The sequence below is a fragment of the Niallia sp. MER 6 genome (assembly GCF_023714395.1).
Lineage (GTDB): Bacteria > Bacillota > Bacilli > Bacillales > Cytobacillaceae > Niallia.
The window spans coordinates 127,068-142,844 of the sequence record NZ_JAMAUK010000012.1 but is presented as its reverse complement, the minus strand read 5'-3'; the positions used below and the strand labels follow the sequence as shown (position 1 = coordinate 142,844).

The 15,777-nt window shown below is 40.2% G+C and carries 13 protein-coding genes and 1 pseudogene; 13 read left to right on the top strand and 1 reads right to left on the bottom strand.

Annotation, left to right across the window (positions count from 1 at the left end; all coding sequences use genetic code 11):
• Positions 1–125: 125 nt before the first annotated feature.
• The 13 genes and pseudogenes from M3600_RS16130 to M3600_RS16070 all read left to right on the top strand — a co-directional run.
• A pseudogene (locus M3600_RS16130) lies at positions 126–482 on the top strand (bactofilin family protein); the annotation flags it as partial.
• A gap of 218 nt (positions 483–700) precedes the next feature.
• Entirely contained in the window at positions 701–1,522 is an 822-nt protein-coding gene (gene cdaA, locus M3600_RS16125) for a diadenylate cyclase CdaA (protein WP_192486549.1), read from the top strand.
• A complete protein-coding gene (locus tag M3600_RS16120; RefSeq protein ID WP_233316813.1) occupies positions 1,519–2,838 on the top strand; it encodes a CdaR family protein in 1,320 nt (439 codons plus the stop codon). The genes cdaA and M3600_RS16120 overlap by 4 nt, the downstream gene beginning before the upstream one ends.
• A gap of 42 nt (positions 2,839–2,880) precedes the next feature.
• Entirely contained in the window at positions 2,881–4,233 is a 1,353-nt protein-coding gene (glmM, locus tag M3600_RS16115) for a phosphoglucosamine mutase (RefSeq protein WP_233316814.1), read from the top strand.
• 460 nt (positions 4,234–4,693) lie between these two features.
• Positions 4,694–6,496 carry a glutamine--fructose-6-phosphate transaminase (isomerizing) gene (glmS, locus tag M3600_RS16110; RefSeq protein WP_251646686.1) on the top strand — a complete coding sequence of 601 codons (1,803 nt, stop codon included), beginning with the start codon at positions 4,694–4,696 and terminating at the stop codon, positions 6,494–6,496.
• 242 nt (positions 6,497–6,738) lie between these two features.
• Complete coding sequence (locus M3600_RS16105) at positions 6,739–7,791, top strand: iron-siderophore ABC transporter substrate-binding protein (RefSeq protein WP_251646684.1); 1,053 nt, start codon at positions 6,739–6,741, stop codon at positions 7,789–7,791.
• Complete coding sequence (locus M3600_RS16100; RefSeq protein WP_251646682.1) at positions 7,784–8,824, top strand: FecCD family ABC transporter permease; 1,041 nt, start codon at positions 7,784–7,786, stop codon at positions 8,822–8,824. Before M3600_RS16105 ends, M3600_RS16100 begins: the two co-directional genes overlap by 8 nt.
• Positions 8,821–9,858 (top strand): FecCD family ABC transporter permease, encoded by a 1,038-nt coding sequence (locus tag M3600_RS16095; RefSeq protein WP_233316818.1) that lies wholly within the window; start codon positions 8,821–8,823, stop codon positions 9,856–9,858. The genes M3600_RS16100 and M3600_RS16095 overlap by 4 nt, the downstream gene beginning before the upstream one ends.
• A complete protein-coding gene (locus M3600_RS16090) occupies positions 9,858–10,661 on the top strand; it encodes an ABC transporter ATP-binding protein (protein WP_233316819.1) in 804 nt (267 codons plus the stop codon). The genes M3600_RS16095 and M3600_RS16090 overlap by 1 nt, the downstream gene beginning before the upstream one ends.
• 171 nt (positions 10,662–10,832) lie before the next feature.
• Positions 10,833–11,516 (top strand): DUF2278 family protein, encoded by a 684-nt coding sequence (locus M3600_RS16085; protein ID WP_233316820.1) that lies wholly within the window; start codon positions 10,833–10,835, stop codon positions 11,514–11,516.
• A 12-nt stretch (positions 11,517–11,528) separates the two neighbouring features.
• Entirely contained in the window at positions 11,529–12,410 is an 882-nt protein-coding gene (locus M3600_RS16080) for an aminoglycoside 6-adenylyltransferase (RefSeq protein ID WP_233316932.1), read from the top strand.
• Positions 12,411–12,519: 109 nt separating this feature from the next.
• Positions 12,520–13,218: a YjjG family noncanonical pyrimidine nucleotidase gene (locus M3600_RS16075; RefSeq protein WP_251646680.1), complete on the top strand. Its 699-nt coding sequence runs from the start codon at positions 12,520–12,522 to the stop codon at positions 13,216–13,218.
• A gap of 128 nt (positions 13,219–13,346) precedes the next feature.
• A complete protein-coding gene (locus M3600_RS16070; RefSeq protein WP_233316822.1) occupies positions 13,347–13,994 on the top strand; it encodes an SDR family oxidoreductase in 648 nt (215 codons plus the stop codon).
• 38 nt (positions 13,995–14,032) lie between these two features.
• Here the strand turns inward: M3600_RS16070 and cysI are convergent, their stop codons facing one another.
• Positions 14,033–15,757 (bottom strand): assimilatory sulfite reductase (NADPH) hemoprotein subunit, encoded by a 1,725-nt coding sequence (cysI, locus tag M3600_RS16065; protein WP_251646678.1) that lies wholly within the window; start codon positions 15,755–15,757, stop codon positions 14,033–14,035.
• Between the last annotated feature and the right edge of the window lie 20 nt (positions 15,758–15,777).

Genomic DNA, 15,777 nt, shown 5'->3' with positions numbered 1-15,777 from the left:
TTTGCATGTGAAAAATGTGGGGGTGAAATGTATCCTGAGTATTATAAAGGGGTACATGGCATAGAGTACAAATTATCGGATATTCTCTAACCATGAAAAGGACCGGGCTATGCCCGGTTTTTCTTATTGTATTAATGATTTCAAGTCTCCTTTCCGCTTGGAATGAAAACCATGAATTTTCTGTTTCAAAACAGCCTAATTTGGTTGTTGAAAATGATACGGTTATTGTTCCTAAAGGAGAGGTAGTTGAGGGAGATATCGTAGTCCGAAATGGAAATATTAAGATAGAAGGACAAGTGAAAGGCGATGTCACCGTTATAAATGGAGAGAAGTATATGGCTTCTGCGAACCAGGTTACAGGTGAGATTGAGGAAGTTAATGAAGTCTTTGATTGGCTTTGGTACTACATCAAGTCAACATTCGATGATATCACGGACATATTTAAAGGTGAAGAAGCAAAGAATAGCCTCCCTGCATATTAATTGCAGGGATTTTTCATTCCTAACACTGATAAAAACGGAAGAAGCATCATATAATAAAACCAAGAATTTTCCAATGGTTTATAGAAACATCCTCCTGTTTTTTAAAATTAGTATGTCCTGATTGGTATTAAACACAAATGTGATATAATATGATAATTGTAGGTAAATAAAACAAGCAGCGATTGCTTATGAAATATATATGCTTTGGAGGAAGGAAAATGTCGTTTGCAGATTTCCCTTTTTTAAAATATTTAGCGAATACCGTAGACATTCTCCTTGTGTGGTATGTCATCTATAAAATCCTTATGATAGTAAAGGGTACAAAAGCTGTCCAATTATTAAAAGGAATCTTTGTTATCCTAATCGTGAAGCTGCTGAGTGATTATTTCAACTTGCAGACAATGGGAACAATGATGGAGCAAGTGATTCAGTGGGGAGCACTAGGGCTCATCATCATTTTCCAAGGAGAACTGAGAAGGGCACTCGAACAGCTTGGTAGAGGAAAGTTCTTTTCGCGAAGCGGAATACCGGAAGACCAAGCACAGCAACATGTGGTCGAATCCATTGTAAAAGCTGTTGATTATATGGCAAAACGGAGAATTGGTGCGCTTATCTCCATTGAAAGAGAGACAGGCATGAATGACTATATTGAAACGGGGATTTCATTAGATTCCAAAATATCTTCTGAGCTTTTGATTAACATCTTTATCCCAAACACTCCTCTGCACGACGGTGCCGTTATTTTGCAAAAAAATAATATAGCTGCAGCTGCCTGTTATCTCCCTTTGTCTGAGAGTCCTTTCATATCAAAGGAGCTGGGCACAAGGCATAGAGCTGCACTTGGCATCAGTGAGGTAACGGACAGCATTACTATTGTTGTTTCTGAAGAAACTGGAGCTATTTCTATTACCAAAAATGGCGACCTCCATCGAGATCTTAAATTGGAAGCATTTAAAGAACTATTGTCCAGTGCATTAATTGCACCTTCTGCCAAACATGCTTCCTCTGTTAAGTGGAGCTGGAAGGGGAAGAATAAATGAATAAGTTATTTGACAGAATCGGAGAAAGCAATTGGTTTATGAAGGTAATTGCCTTCGCTCTTGCGTTGCTATTGTTTTTATATGTATATGATGGAAATGATAACTCTAATGATGTGAATGTCCCAGGAACAGAGGATACTGGAGTAGTAAAGGATATGCCTGTAAAGGTCTACTATGATACAGAGAATCTTATCGTATCCGGAGTGCCGGAAACAGTGGATGTTACGCTGACAGGACCCACAGTCCATTTACAATCGGCAAGACTGCAAAAGAATTTTGAAGTGTATGTTGATTTGACTGATGCAGAAATTGGCACGAAAAAGGTTACCCTTCAGGTCAAAGATCTTTCTGATAAACTGAAAGCCGATATTGATCCTGACACTATTGAGGTAACTTTAAAAGAGAAAGTAACAAAAGAAGTAAGCGTAGAAGCTGAGTATAACAGCAGCTTGATTGCTAAGGGGTATTCAACTGGCTCGGCAACTGTCAGTCCTTCGACTGTAAAGGTTACAGGAGCTAAGGATGAAATTGAGAAGATAGCCTATGTCAAAGCAAATGTAGAGCTGGAAGAAGGAACTAGTAAGGATATAAGCCAAAAGGCCAAAGTATCTGTTTTAGATAGCAGTTTAAATAAATTGGATGTCGAAGTGGAACCAGAAACGGTGGATGTGAATATCCCTGTAACAAGAACAAGTAAAACAGTTCCAATCAATATTGTAGAAAAAGGTGATCCGCCATCCAATATTACCATTGACTCTATTACTTTAAACAAAACGGAAGCGACAATTTCCGGTCCAGAAGATATACTAAAAGAAGTGGACAGTACAAGAGTTGAAGTGGACTTAAGTGATATAGATAAGGATTCAAATATTGAACTTCCTGTAATTATCTCAAATGGCGTGACGGCTGTAGAACCGGAGCTTGTAACGGCCACTGTTAAAGTGACAGTTGGGAAGGATAGTGCAGATTCAGAGCAATCTTCCTCCTCAAGCGAAGATGATTCAGATGAAACAGCATCTGCAGAAGAACCGAGCACAAAAACAATCAGCGGTATACCTATTAACATACAAGGTCTGGGTGATGAGCTTGTGGCAGAAATAACAGACCCTGCTGATAAAAGCGCAAGTCTCGATGTAACTGGAGCAGATGAGATTGTTAAAGGCTTAGCAGCATCAGATTTTTCTCTGTATCTAGATCTGACCGGGATGTCTGCTGGTGAACATGAAGTACAGATAACGGTTGAAGGTCCTGATGAGATCAGCTGGGAGCTGGCAAAAGAGACAGCAAGTGTATCAATAACGGAAAAAGACGCTTAACATGAATAAAGATTTATATTAGTTAGAAGGAGCGATTTAGGAATGGGTAAATATTTCGGTACGGACGGAGTACGAGGAGTAGCAAATAGCGAACTGACACCTGAAATAGCATTTAAGCTTGGGAGATTCGGTGGTTTCGTCCTGACAAAAGATCAAGATCGGCCTAAAGTACTGATTGGCCGTGATACTCGTATTTCAGGCCATATGCTGGAAGGAGCCCTAGTAGCAGGATTGCTTTCCATCGGTGCGGAAGTAATGCGCTTAGGTGTTATTTCTACACCTGGGGTATCCTATTTGACAAAAGTTCTGGGAGCACAGGCCGGTGTAATGATATCCGCTTCCCATAACCCTGTTGCCGATAATGGCATTAAGTTTTTCGGTCCAGATGGCTTTAAACTTTCAGATGAACAAGAATTAGAAATAGAAGCATTGATTGATCAAGGTGTTGACTCATTGCCAAGACCAACTGGAGCAGATCTTGGACAAGTTAATGATTATTTTGAAGGTGGGCAAAAATACCTGCAGTTCCTGAAGCAAACTGTTGATGAAGAGTTTGACGGCATTCATGTTGCGCTTGACTGTGCACACGGAGCAACATCTGCTCTTGCTATGCATCTTTTTGCTGATTTGGATGCTGACATTTCAACAATGGGAGCATCTCCAAATGGATTAAATATAAATGACGGGGTAGGCTCTACTCATCCAGAAACTTTGGCGGAATTTGTGAAGGAAAAACAAGCGGATGTTGGTTTAGCTTTTGATGGGGATGGCGATCGCCTAATAGCTGTTGATGAAAAAGGTGAGATCGTTGATGGCGATCAAATCATGTATATTTGTGCTAAATATCTGAAAGAAACTGGCCGCCTTAAACAAGATACAGTCGTATCGACTGTAATGAGCAATTTAGGCTTTTATAAGGCGCTGGAGCAGCATGGAATTAATAGCATACCTACAGCTGTCGGTGACCGCTATGTAGTGGAGGAAATGCGTAAAAATGGTTATAATCTTGGCGGAGAACAGTCAGGCCATATTATTTTCCTTGATTTTAATACAACTGGTGATGGTCTGTTGACAGGTCTTCAACTTGTAAACATTATGAAGGCAACGAAAAAGCCGTTATCAGAGTTGGCAGGAGAAATGAAGAAGTTCCCGCAAAAGTTAGTGAACATTAGGGTGACTGACAAGTACCATGTGACAGATAATGAGCAGGTGAAGGAAGTCATCAGTAAAGTGGAAGAGGACATGAATGGCAACGGCAGAATTTTAGTTCGTCCTTCTGGAACGGAACCGCTTGTCCGCGTAATGGCAGAGGCTCCAACAAGCGAATTATGTGATGCATATGTTAATATCATTGCTGAAGTAGTAGAGAAGGAAATGGGCTTGAAAGAGCAGTAAGCAAGGTATTGTCACATTTTTTTAAATACTGAATAGGATAGAGGGTAAAGAAAATTCACTGGTTGAATCTTTCTTTATCCTCTTTTTTCATAAAAGTAAAATACCTTAACTATTAGTATTTGACGGATTATTTGAAAGTAAGGTATGATTAACTTGCTTTTGTGAAAAAAAGCAATATAAGAAAAGGGAGGGAGAAAAAGAAAGTAAAATTTCATAAAGCGCCTGAACTAGCAGTGGACGAAACTTATGCTAGTTGACGAGGAGGAGGTTTATCGATATTTCGGCGGATGCCTCCCGGTTATAGCAAATCGTGAGCTTTATTTTAAAACATTAAGGTAACTTAATGGACAAAGAATAGGGCATGCTAACATAAAGATTAATTATAAACATTACAGAGATAGGGGAGCAAGTTTGTCCCCTAAGAAGACTTCTTGCTCCCCTAGAACGGAGGAAAAGAAGTATGTGTGGAATAGTTGGTATTATTGGAAACCAGGATGCAAAAGAGATTTTATTAAAAGGGCTTGAAAAGCTTGAATATAGAGGATATGATTCTGCAGGTATTGCCTTAAGCAATGCGGACGGAGTACAGGTATTTAAAGAAAAAGGCAGAATTGCAGATTTGCGCAGCATTGTGGATGAAACAGTGTTTGCTGATACAGGAATTGGCCATACACGCTGGGCAACACATGGTGTGCCAAGCAGATTGAATGCACATCCGCATAAAAGTGCGTCTGGTCGTTTTACCATTGTTCATAATGGAGTAATTGAGAACTACGATCTGTTAAAAAAGGAATACTTGCCAGAAGTTGAAATGAAAAGTGATACAGATACAGAAGTAGTTATTCAATTAATTGAACAAATTGTTGAGAGCGGCAAAGATGTTAAAGCAGCATTTGTGCAAACGTTGAAGATGCTAAAAGGTTCTTATGCTTTTGCTCTATTGGATGAGCAAAACAAAGATGTAATTTATGTTGCTAAAAACAAAAGTCCCCTTTTAGTCGGATTGGGAGAAGACTTCAACGTAGTAGCGAGCGATGCAATGGCAATGCTGCAAGTGACAGACCAATATGTTGAACTAATGGATAAAGAAATTGTTCTAGTTTCAAAGGACAGAGTAGTAATTGAGACTTTAAACGGAGAAGTTATTTCCCGGGAAGCTTATACAGCTGAATTGGACGCAAGTGACATTGAAAAAGGAACTTATCCTCATTACATGTTGAAGGAAATTGACGAGCAGCCCCTTGCTATTCGTAAAATCATTCAACAATACAGAGATGAAGATGGGAAGCTTACAATTGATCCTGCTATAATAGATGCAGTAAAAGCAGCAGATCGCCTATATATCATTGCAGCAGGAACTTCTTATCATGCAGGTCTGCTAGGCAAACAATTTATTGAAAGCTTAGCTAAGATTCCGGTAGAGGTTCATGTAGCTAGTGAATTCGGATACAATATGCCATTGCTTTCTGAAAAACCATTGTTCATTTTCATTACGCAAAGTGGTGAAACAGCTGATAGCAGAGCTGTGCTTGTGCAAGTGAAGGAGCTTGGTTATCCAGCAATCACTATCACAAATGTTCCTGGTTCTACACTGTCTCGTGAAGCAGACCACACATTGCTGCTGCATGCAGGTCCTGAAATCGCGGTTGCTTCCACAAAGGCATATACTGCGCAGATGGCAGTATTGTCTATACTTGCTGAAGTAACAGGCAGAAGCAAGGGCTATGACAGCAGCTTTGACTTAGTGCATGAGCTAGGCATCATTGCAAATGCAATGGAAGTTGTCTTTGAGCAAAAAGACGAACTTGAAACGATTGCTAGAGAATATCTATCTACAACAAGAAATGCATTCTTTATTGGCCGCGGAATTGATTATTATGTTGGTCTAGAAGGTGCGCTTAAGCTTAAAGAAATCTCTTACATCCAGGCAGAAGGCTTTGCAGGCGGGGAATTAAAGCATGGTACGATTGCTTTAATTGAAGAAGGAACGCCAATCATTGCTTTAGCAACACAGGAAAGTGTTAACTTGAGCATACGCGGAAATGTTAAAGAAGTGGTTGCACGCGGTGCTAATCCGTGCATCATCTCCATGAAAGGCTTGGAGATGGACGGCGACCGTTTTATCGTTTCGGCTGTGCATGAGTTATTGACACCCCTTATCTCTGTATTACCGCTGCAGCTTATTTCTTATTATGCAGCACTTCATAGAGACTGTGATGTTGATAAGCCGCGTAACTTGGCTAAATCTGTTACAGTTGAATAAATAGATAAAAGTAAACCCTATAGACTAATTTGTCTATAGGGTTTATTTATTTTAAAAATCTAGTAAAAGGGCTTGCTTGAATTTGGTTCAAAAAGAAACAATTGACAGAAAAATAAAAAAGAATTATTATTATTGAGAATGATAATCATTGTAAAATGTGATGAATATGACTTTTTCAATAATTCTTGATCACTTTTTGCTCTATTAAACTTTCATAATACATAATAAGAGGGGACCTAGATATGCATATAAAACGCAATAAGTCATTTCTTCAGTTACTATTATTTTCAATTATTGCAATCTTAGTATTAGCAGGTTGTTCTAATTCATCATCAAATGATTCTGATAATGAGGAATCTGCTTCTTCCGATTCAGATTCCCAATATCCGATTACAATAAAACATGCTTTAGGTGAAGCAGTTATTGAAAAAAAACCAGAACGTGTTGTTACTATTCAATGGGGAAATCAAGATGTTGCTTTAGCTCTTGGTGTAGTGCCTGCAGGATTCTCAGCAGCAAACTTTGGGGTACAGGATGACAGTGGTCTGCTTCCATGGACTGCAGAGAAGCTAGAAGAGCTTAATGCAGAAAAACCTAATGTTTTCCAAGATACTGACGGTCTTGATTTTGAGGCTATTTCAGATGCAAAACCAGACGTTATTCTTGCTGCTTACTCTGGTATTACGCAAGAAGATTATGATACCCTTTCTGAAATCGCTCCCGTTGTTGCATACCCAAAAGCAGCTTGGGCTACAACATGGCGTGAACAAGTGGAACTGAATGCAACAGGTATGGGAATGAAAGAAGAAGGCGAACAGCTTATTACAGATGTTGAGGATATGATTAAAGAGAAATTGACTAAATACCCTCAAATTGAAGGTAAAAAAGTAGTTTGGGTAAACTTCTCAGCTGATGACTTATCTAAGCTTCATTTATATACACCGGTTGACTCCCGTGTTGCTTTCTTGAAAGAACTTGGACTTGATTATCCAGACAGTGTTAAAGATTTAATTACAGACCCTAACAGTTATTCTCTAGAGTTAAGTGCGGAAAATGTAGAAGCACTTAATGATGCTGATGTAATTGTAGGTTACGGTAACGACGATTTATATAACGCAATTAAGGCAGACCCATTACTTGGAAACATCCCTGCTGTAAAAAGAGGTTCAGTAGCATTTATTGCAAGTGATACACCATTGGTTGCAGCGGGAACACCAACTCCGCTTTCAATCGAATACACTATTGATGAGTATTTAGAGCTAATTGGCGGAGCTGTCGATAAGATCAATGAATAGTTTCTCCGCTTCAAAAGTTAAACAGATGGACCTGCATGTTCCCAGAAACTTTAAGCTAGTTATTGTTTTGTCCATTATATTATTAATCGCCAGTATTATTGCTTCTCTCTCCTTTGGGGCTCGTGTGGTCAGCTTTCAAGACATAATGGACGGATTGTTTAGTCAGAATAAAGATTCCTTTGCGGCAAATATTGTGCGTAAGCGTCTGTCCAGAACGATTTTTAGTTTATTATGCGGAGCTGCATTAGGAGTATCTGGAGCGCTAATGCAAGCTATTACGCGCAATCCGCTTGCAGATCCTAGCATACTTGGAGTAAATACTGGAGCAGCATTATTTGTTGTTTGTGGACTGGCATTCTTTAATATTAGTACAGCAAATCAATATATATGGTTTGCTTTAATAGGAGCAGCATTAACAGCAGCATTTGTTTTTGGAATTGGTTCAATGGGACGAGGGGGAGCAACACCAATAAAGCTTGTATTGGCGGGAGCTGCAACAACTGCAGCTCTCTCTTCCCTTGTAACGGCTATTTTGATACCTAATTCTTATGCTATGGATCAATTCAGATTCTGGCAAGTAGGCAGTGTTGGTTCAGGAACTTGGGATTCTATTACAACATTTCTTCCTTTTCTGGCAATTGGTCTAATCATCGCCTTTATTTCGGCACCAGCATTGAATGCTCTTGCACTAGGAGACGATGTTGCATCAGGACTTGGCGTCAGACCAGGAATTTTACGTCTTGGGGCGGCTGTTGGCGGTGTGATATTATGTGGAGCAGCTACTGCGTTAGCAGGTCCAATTGGCTTTATTGGACTTTTATCTACACATGTTATGCGGCTAATACTTGGTCCAGATGTACGATTTACCATTCCGATGTCCGCAATTGCAGGGGCAATTATATTAACGTTCTCTGATGTAATTGGACGTCTTGTTGCCAGTCCTGGAGAACTAGAAGTTGGTGTTGTCACTGCATTTATAGGGGCACCAATACTCATCATATTAGCGAAGAAATCGAAAGTGCGGTCATTATGAAAAATCAATCTAGTGAAGTTAACTTTATTATGACAGGCATCCGCAAAAGACGGCGTCGATGGATACAAGTTACTAGCTTACTGCTTCTGCTGACTTGTATTCTTTGCTGCGCAATGCTTTTATTGGGTAACACAATCTATCCCATCCAAGAAGTTATTCGAACACTTTCAGGGGAAAAAATTGCAGGTGTTTCTTTTGCAGTCAATACGATACGTTTACCAAGAATGGTTGCAGGTCTTTTTGCAGGCTTTGCCTTTGGTGTTGCTGGCTATATATTTCAAACAATGCTGCGCAATCCACTTGCAAACCCAAATGTTCTAGGAATAACATCTGGCTCAAGTGCTGCAGCTGTTCTGTGTATCACTATGTTTCATACGAGCAATGCAGTTGTGTCTATTGCTTCTGTTATTGCAGGTCTTGTAACTGTTATTTTTATGTACGTATTATCCCGAGGGAAATCTTTCTCTATTGGACGCTTAATTCTTATTGGAATAGGAATACAGGCTATACTTGATGCCGTAATATCTTATCTTTTGTTAATCAGTTCGCAGCAGGATATTCCAGCAGCACTTAGGTGGCTTAATGGAAGTTTGAATGGCTCTCGGATGGAAGAGCTGCCGCCGCTGATAATTACGGTCATTCTATTTACGCCAATTGTTCTATTGTTAGGCAGACACTTGAATATTTTAGAACTTGGTGAGCAAATGGCAACTTCCCTTGGTGTTGCTGCTGGTAAGACAAGGGTTTTACTTATTGTAAGTTCTGTTTTTATGATTGCTATTGCGACATCAACGACAGGTCCGATTGCATTTGTCTCCTTTCTTGCAGGTCCGATTGCTAATAGATTAGTAGGCGCGAGTTTCTCTAATATTTTACCAGCAGGTCTTGTAGGAGCCAGCTTAGTGTTAGCGGCAGATTTAATTGGCCAATTTGCTTTTGAGTATCGGTTCCCGGTAGGGGTAATAACTGGATTGCTAGGAGCGCCGTATTTAATCTTGCTGTTAATCCGAATGAATCGAAAGGGAGAATTGTAATGGAAACAATACATGATTTTCGGGCGGAAAAGTTAATAGCAGGCTATGAAAATAAAATGATTTTAAACGAGATAGAGCTGAAGATTCCGAGCAACAAAATCAGCGTTATAATCGGAGCTAACGGCTGCGGAAAATCGACTCTTCTAAAAACTCTTGCCAAGTTGATAAAACCTTCATCTGGTCAAATTACGCTTGATGGGAAAGCAATCAGCAAAATTCCACCAAAGCAATTAGCGAGAGTTTTAGGTATCTTACCGCAATCTCCTGTAGTCCCAGAAGGTATTACAGTAGCAGATTTAATCGGTCGTGGACGGTTTCCGCACCAATCCTTGCTAAGCGGCTGGTCGAAGAAGGACTATGAAGCAGTTGCAGAAGCAATGGAAATTATGAATATAACAGAATTTGCAAATCATGATATTGATGAACTTTCAGGCGGTCAAAGGCAGCGAGTTTGGATTGCGATGGCGCTGGCACAGCAAACGGATATATTATTTCTTGATGAGCCGACCACTTTTTTAGATATTACGTATCAAGTAGAAATCTTAGATTTGTTAACAGACCTTAATCGTAAGTACGGGACGACAATTGTAATGGTTCTTCATGATATAAACCTGTCAGCTCGTTATGCAGATTATATTTTTGCCCTTGAAAAAGGAAAGCTGGTAGGAGAAGGCAAGCCTTCCGAGATAATTACTAGTACATTAGTGAAAGATATATTTGGACTCAATTGTACAGTAATTAGTGATCCAGTTTCCGCTACTCCTTTAGTTGTGCCTAAAGGCAGATACCATGTTAAGGAATAATAATTTTAAAAAGCCCTCAAGTTTATAATAAAACTTGAGGGCTTTTTTCAGCAGTTAATGCTCTTAGGGCTTGCTGCTTATTTTAATCGTAAAGAAATATTTTAAGAGGATATTCGCATTGCGTAGCGAAAATGTTGATAGGAAAACATCTTTAAAAGAGGAGGAATAGGAATGTCTTTAAACAAATACGGTGTGCTAAAGGGGAAGGTTATAAACACGATGTTGGGAAGCGGTGATTCTCCTCATTATCAGATTCATATAAAGGATGATGAAGGTGTTGATTACCGGATTGCTGTTAATATTAAGTCACAAGCGTATCCTTCAGAAGTACTTTTTTATGTGGGAGAGGACTTTAATTCTGACGATATCTCCAAGCTGCCTGCGCTTAAGTCTGGTTTTACACTTATAAAAAATAATGAACCTGATCTTGCGCTTGATTATGTTAGAGGCAATCTATTTGATCCTAAAAAAATGGTTCCCCTTCCAGCAGATCTTGATGGGGAAGATAATGACCTCAATGAGAAGATGCAGCGTTATGTGAAAGAGGCGCTGGAGAAGGAGGCTGTCATTTATGCTTTTGGGGAAAGATGGGGCCCAGAGGAGAATAAAGCAGATCAGTACTTTAAATTTAAGCCGGGAAACGGCATTCATGATATTCATATGAATCAAGGTAATGTTGGAAGATGGAAAAAGGATAATGGAGCATGGCAGGACGGTGGCATCCTTATCCATTTTGAAAAAGAAAATCGTTGGGCAGCTATCTTCCTTGCCTTTCAATCACAGTCATGGTGTACAGATGATAACGGACATGCGCTTAAGCCTGTGGAGGAATGCAGTTATTTATCGGTAAAATAGGGGGCGGCACAAATCAGAACAGAACAGGAAATGCTTGAGCTTATCCTTGGATATGCTAAAAGGGATGATAGAATTAGAGCAGTGTATATGAACGGCTCCAGAACAAATCCAAATGTGAAAAAGGATATCCTGCAGGATTATGATTTCGTTTATGTTGTCACAGAAACAGGCTCCTTTCTTTCGGATGAGTGCTGGATACAGGTGTTTGGCAATCTTATTATGCTTCAGGAGCCTGATAAAATGGATTTGGCTGCTGGACGTAAGGCTGACGTCAGCCAATCATACGGATATTTAATGTTGTTTACCGACGGCAATCGGATTGATCTTCATCTTGAAACAAAAGAGTCGATGCAAAAACATTACGGGTCTGATTCTCTCACTGTGCCCTTATTGGATAAGGACGGCATCCTTCCGAAAATTAATTCTGCTTCTGACAGGAGCTATCATGTAAAGGCACCGTCAGATATTCAATATCAGCATGTATGCAATGAATTTTGGTGGTGCCAACAGAATGTTGCAAAGGGAATATGGCGGAAGGAGCTGCCATATGCAAAAAACATGGCAGAAACAATTGTGAGACCAATGCTTGATGAAATGATTTCCTGGTGGATTGGTATTCACCATGATTTCAGAGTGTCGACAGGAAAGATGGGGAAATATTTTGGAGAATATTTGCCAGAGGAATATTGGCGTATGTATAAACAAACTTATACAGACAGTAATGATGAGAGCTTGTGGCAAGCCTTGTTTATGATGAGTGATTTATTCAGGCATCTTGGAGCAGCTGTGGCCACACACTTACATTATCGTTATCCTCTTGAAGAAGATCAAGCGATGACAAAATACTTGGAGCGCATCAGAAGCATGGCAGCAGATGCTAAGCATATATTTTAGCTGTTGATTGGACTTCCTTTTTGATTTCCATTTCTATATAGTTAAGTATAAAAAGAGGTGCGCACAGGTATAAAAAGGCTAGCTTCTGTGTTGTAGGGGGAATACTATCATGAGAAAATACAGGACATTGCTGTTTGATATTGATGACACATTATTGGATTTTGCAGCGGCAGAGCAAGAATCATTGCGCATGTTGCTGGAAAGCCAAGGTATTCAATATAGTACAGATAATCATAACAAATATTCACAAATTAACCGCCGCTTATGGGCAGCCTTTGAGGACGGCAAGATTTCGCGAGAGGAATTATTCAGTACACGATTCAGCCTGCTGTTTAAAGAGCTGGGGAAAGTGGTGGATGGCATGCAGCTGGAAGAGCATTACCGCAGAGGTCTTAGTGAGGGACATCAGCTTATTGCTGGTGCACTGGAGCTTATTCAGGAGCTGCAGAATGAATTTGACTTGTATATTGTTACAAACGGTATTTCCAAAACACAGGATAGACGTTTAAAGCTGTCAGGCTTGTTCTCATCCTTTAAAGCTGTATTTGTATCTGAGGATACAGGATATCAGAAGCCGATGAAGGAGTTTTTTGATTTAGTATTTGAGCGCATACCAAATTTGACATTAAATGAAACGTTGATTATCGGTGATTCTTTAAGTGCAGATATTAAGGGCGGCATTTTAGCTGGTATTGATACATGTTGGGTTAATCCGAATGGGATTGCAAATACTACGGAGTGGAAGCCTACTTATGAGATTAAGAGTCTTTCTGAGCTGTATAACATACTTGAGGTTAACAGAAAATAAAATCAGTACAAAATTTGGGAAGTCATCTAAAGTGCAGATGACTTCTTTTCTATAATCAAACTATTTGAAGTTATGATAAGGAGAATGAGACAATCTATATAAGGTATAAAAAAGGAGGAGCTAAAATAGTGAAAGTGTTAGTTGTAGGAGCAAATGGAAAAATAGGCAAACAGCTTGTAGACTTGTTGCAGAATGAGAACAAACATGCCGTGCGGGCTATGGTCCGTTCTGAGGAGCAAAGTGAGGCATATGCCAACAAAGGCATTGAAACAGTTTTAGCTAATCTTGAGGGAAGCGTGGATGAGCTGGCCGAAGCTATGAAAGGCTGTGATGCCATCGTGTTTACAGCTGGTTCAGGTGGAAGCACTGGGGCGGATAAAACATTGTTAATCGATTTAGATGGTGCAGTGAAAACTGTGGAAGCAGCCGAAAAGGTGGGAATTGACCGCTTTATCATGGTTAGTGCCTTACAGGCTCATAAGAGAGAAAATTGGAATGAGCATATTTTACCTTATTACGTTGCAAAGCATTATGCAGACCGCATGCTGCTCGCCAGCAATCTCAATTACACAATCATTCGGCCTGGAGGACTTACGGATGAGACTGCAACAGGAAGGATACAGCTTGGGGAAAATTTAACTAGAGGCTTTATTCCAAGGGGAGATGTCGCAAAAGTTATCGCCGCGTCTCTTGATGATTCAAGAACATATAAGCGTTCCTTTGATTTAGTTTCAGGTGAAGAGCAATTGCCGGAAGCCTTTAATCAACTAGCATGAAAAAAACCGAGATAGGAACAACCTATCTCGGTTTTTGCTTATACTGCATGGAAGTTTGTTCCGTCTGTCACTGCTTTAACAACACCAGCACGAATGACGAAGTCACCAAAGTGTTCGCCTTCTAATCTTTCTTTTGCGTAGCGCGGCAGAAGAACACCAAGCTCGCTTAAAATATCTTCTTCTCCGACATTTTCACGATAAAGCTTGCTCAATCTGCTTCCGTTAAAGGCTGCGCCAAGATACATGTTATATTTGCCAGGACCTCTTCCGATAAATGCGATTTCAGCGATTGTGTGTCGAGCACATCCATTAGGGCAGCCTGTCATGCGAATAGTAATTTCTTTATCATGTAAGCCATTCGCATCGACGATTTCTTCAATCTTATCGATTAGGCGCGGCAAGTAGCGCTCAGCCTCTGCCATTGCAAGACCGCATGTCGGCAAAGAAACACAAGCAAGAGAGTTTCTGCGCAATGCAGAGAAATGCTTGCCATCTAATAGACCATACTGTTCGATTAGTTCTGTAATTTTTTTCTTATTTTTCGTTGATATATTAGCAATGATTAAGTTTTGGTTAGCTGTAAGACGGAAATCACCTGTATGGATTTTCGCAATTTCACGCAAGCCTGTCATCAGCTTGTAGTCATCAAAGTCTTTAATACGTCCGCCTTCTACAAACAGGGTGAAATGCCATTTCCCTTTAACACCTTTTTCCCAGCCATATCTGTCGCCATTATGATCAAAATGGAATTCCCTTGTTTCCTGTAAATCCCAGCCGAGGCGATACTCTAATTCTGCTTTAACATTTTCTAAGCCGAGGCGATCGACAGTATATTTAAAACGGGCATTTTTACGCACAGAGCGGTTTCCGTAGTCACGCTGGATGGTAATTACTTTTTCTGCAACTTCTAAAACTTGCTCAGGCTCACAGAAGCCAATAACCTTCCCGAGCTGTGGATACGTTTCTGTATCTCCATGTGTCATACCCATGCCGCCGCCGATGGAAATATTGAAACCAACCAATTTCCCTTCTTCAACAATCGCGATAAAGCCAAGATCTTGTGAGTATACATCCACATCATTAGAAGGAGGGACAGCTACCCCGATTTTAAACTTTCTTGGCAAGTAAACAGGACCGTACATTGGCTCTATTTCTTCATCCACTGTTGGAGAAGAAGCGACTTTTTCTTCATCAAGCCAGATTTCATGATAGGCACGAGTCCGAGGAAGAAGGTAATCGCTCAATCTCTGTGACCAGCTGAATACCTCTTCGTGAACTTCCGACTGATAGGGATTTGGATTACACATAACGTTACGGTTAACGTCACCGCAAGCTGCTATTGTATCAAGCATCGATTGGTGAATTTCCTGGATAGTGCTCTTCATATTCCACTTCAGAATACCATGCATTTGAAATGCCTGACGCGTTGTAAGCTTCAATGTTTGGTTACCATAACGCTGGGCAAGGTCATCCATTTTCAGCCATTGCTCAGGTGTTGCGACACCTCCAGGAGTTCGAACGCGAAGCATGAATTGATAAGCAGGCTCTAATTTTTGCTTTTGACGTTCATTCCGAAGGTCGCGATCATCCTGCAGATAACTTCCATGGAATTTCATTAGCACGTTATCATCATGTGGAATCCCTGATGTCAGAGGTTCCTGCATCGTGTCTGCTAAGCTTCCGCGCAAATAGTTACTGTCTATTTTTAGTTGCTCATTTGGAGAGGGTGGTCCTTCTGGTGCTGTTAATACTGGTCTAGCCATTAGAAAAACTCCTTTCAATT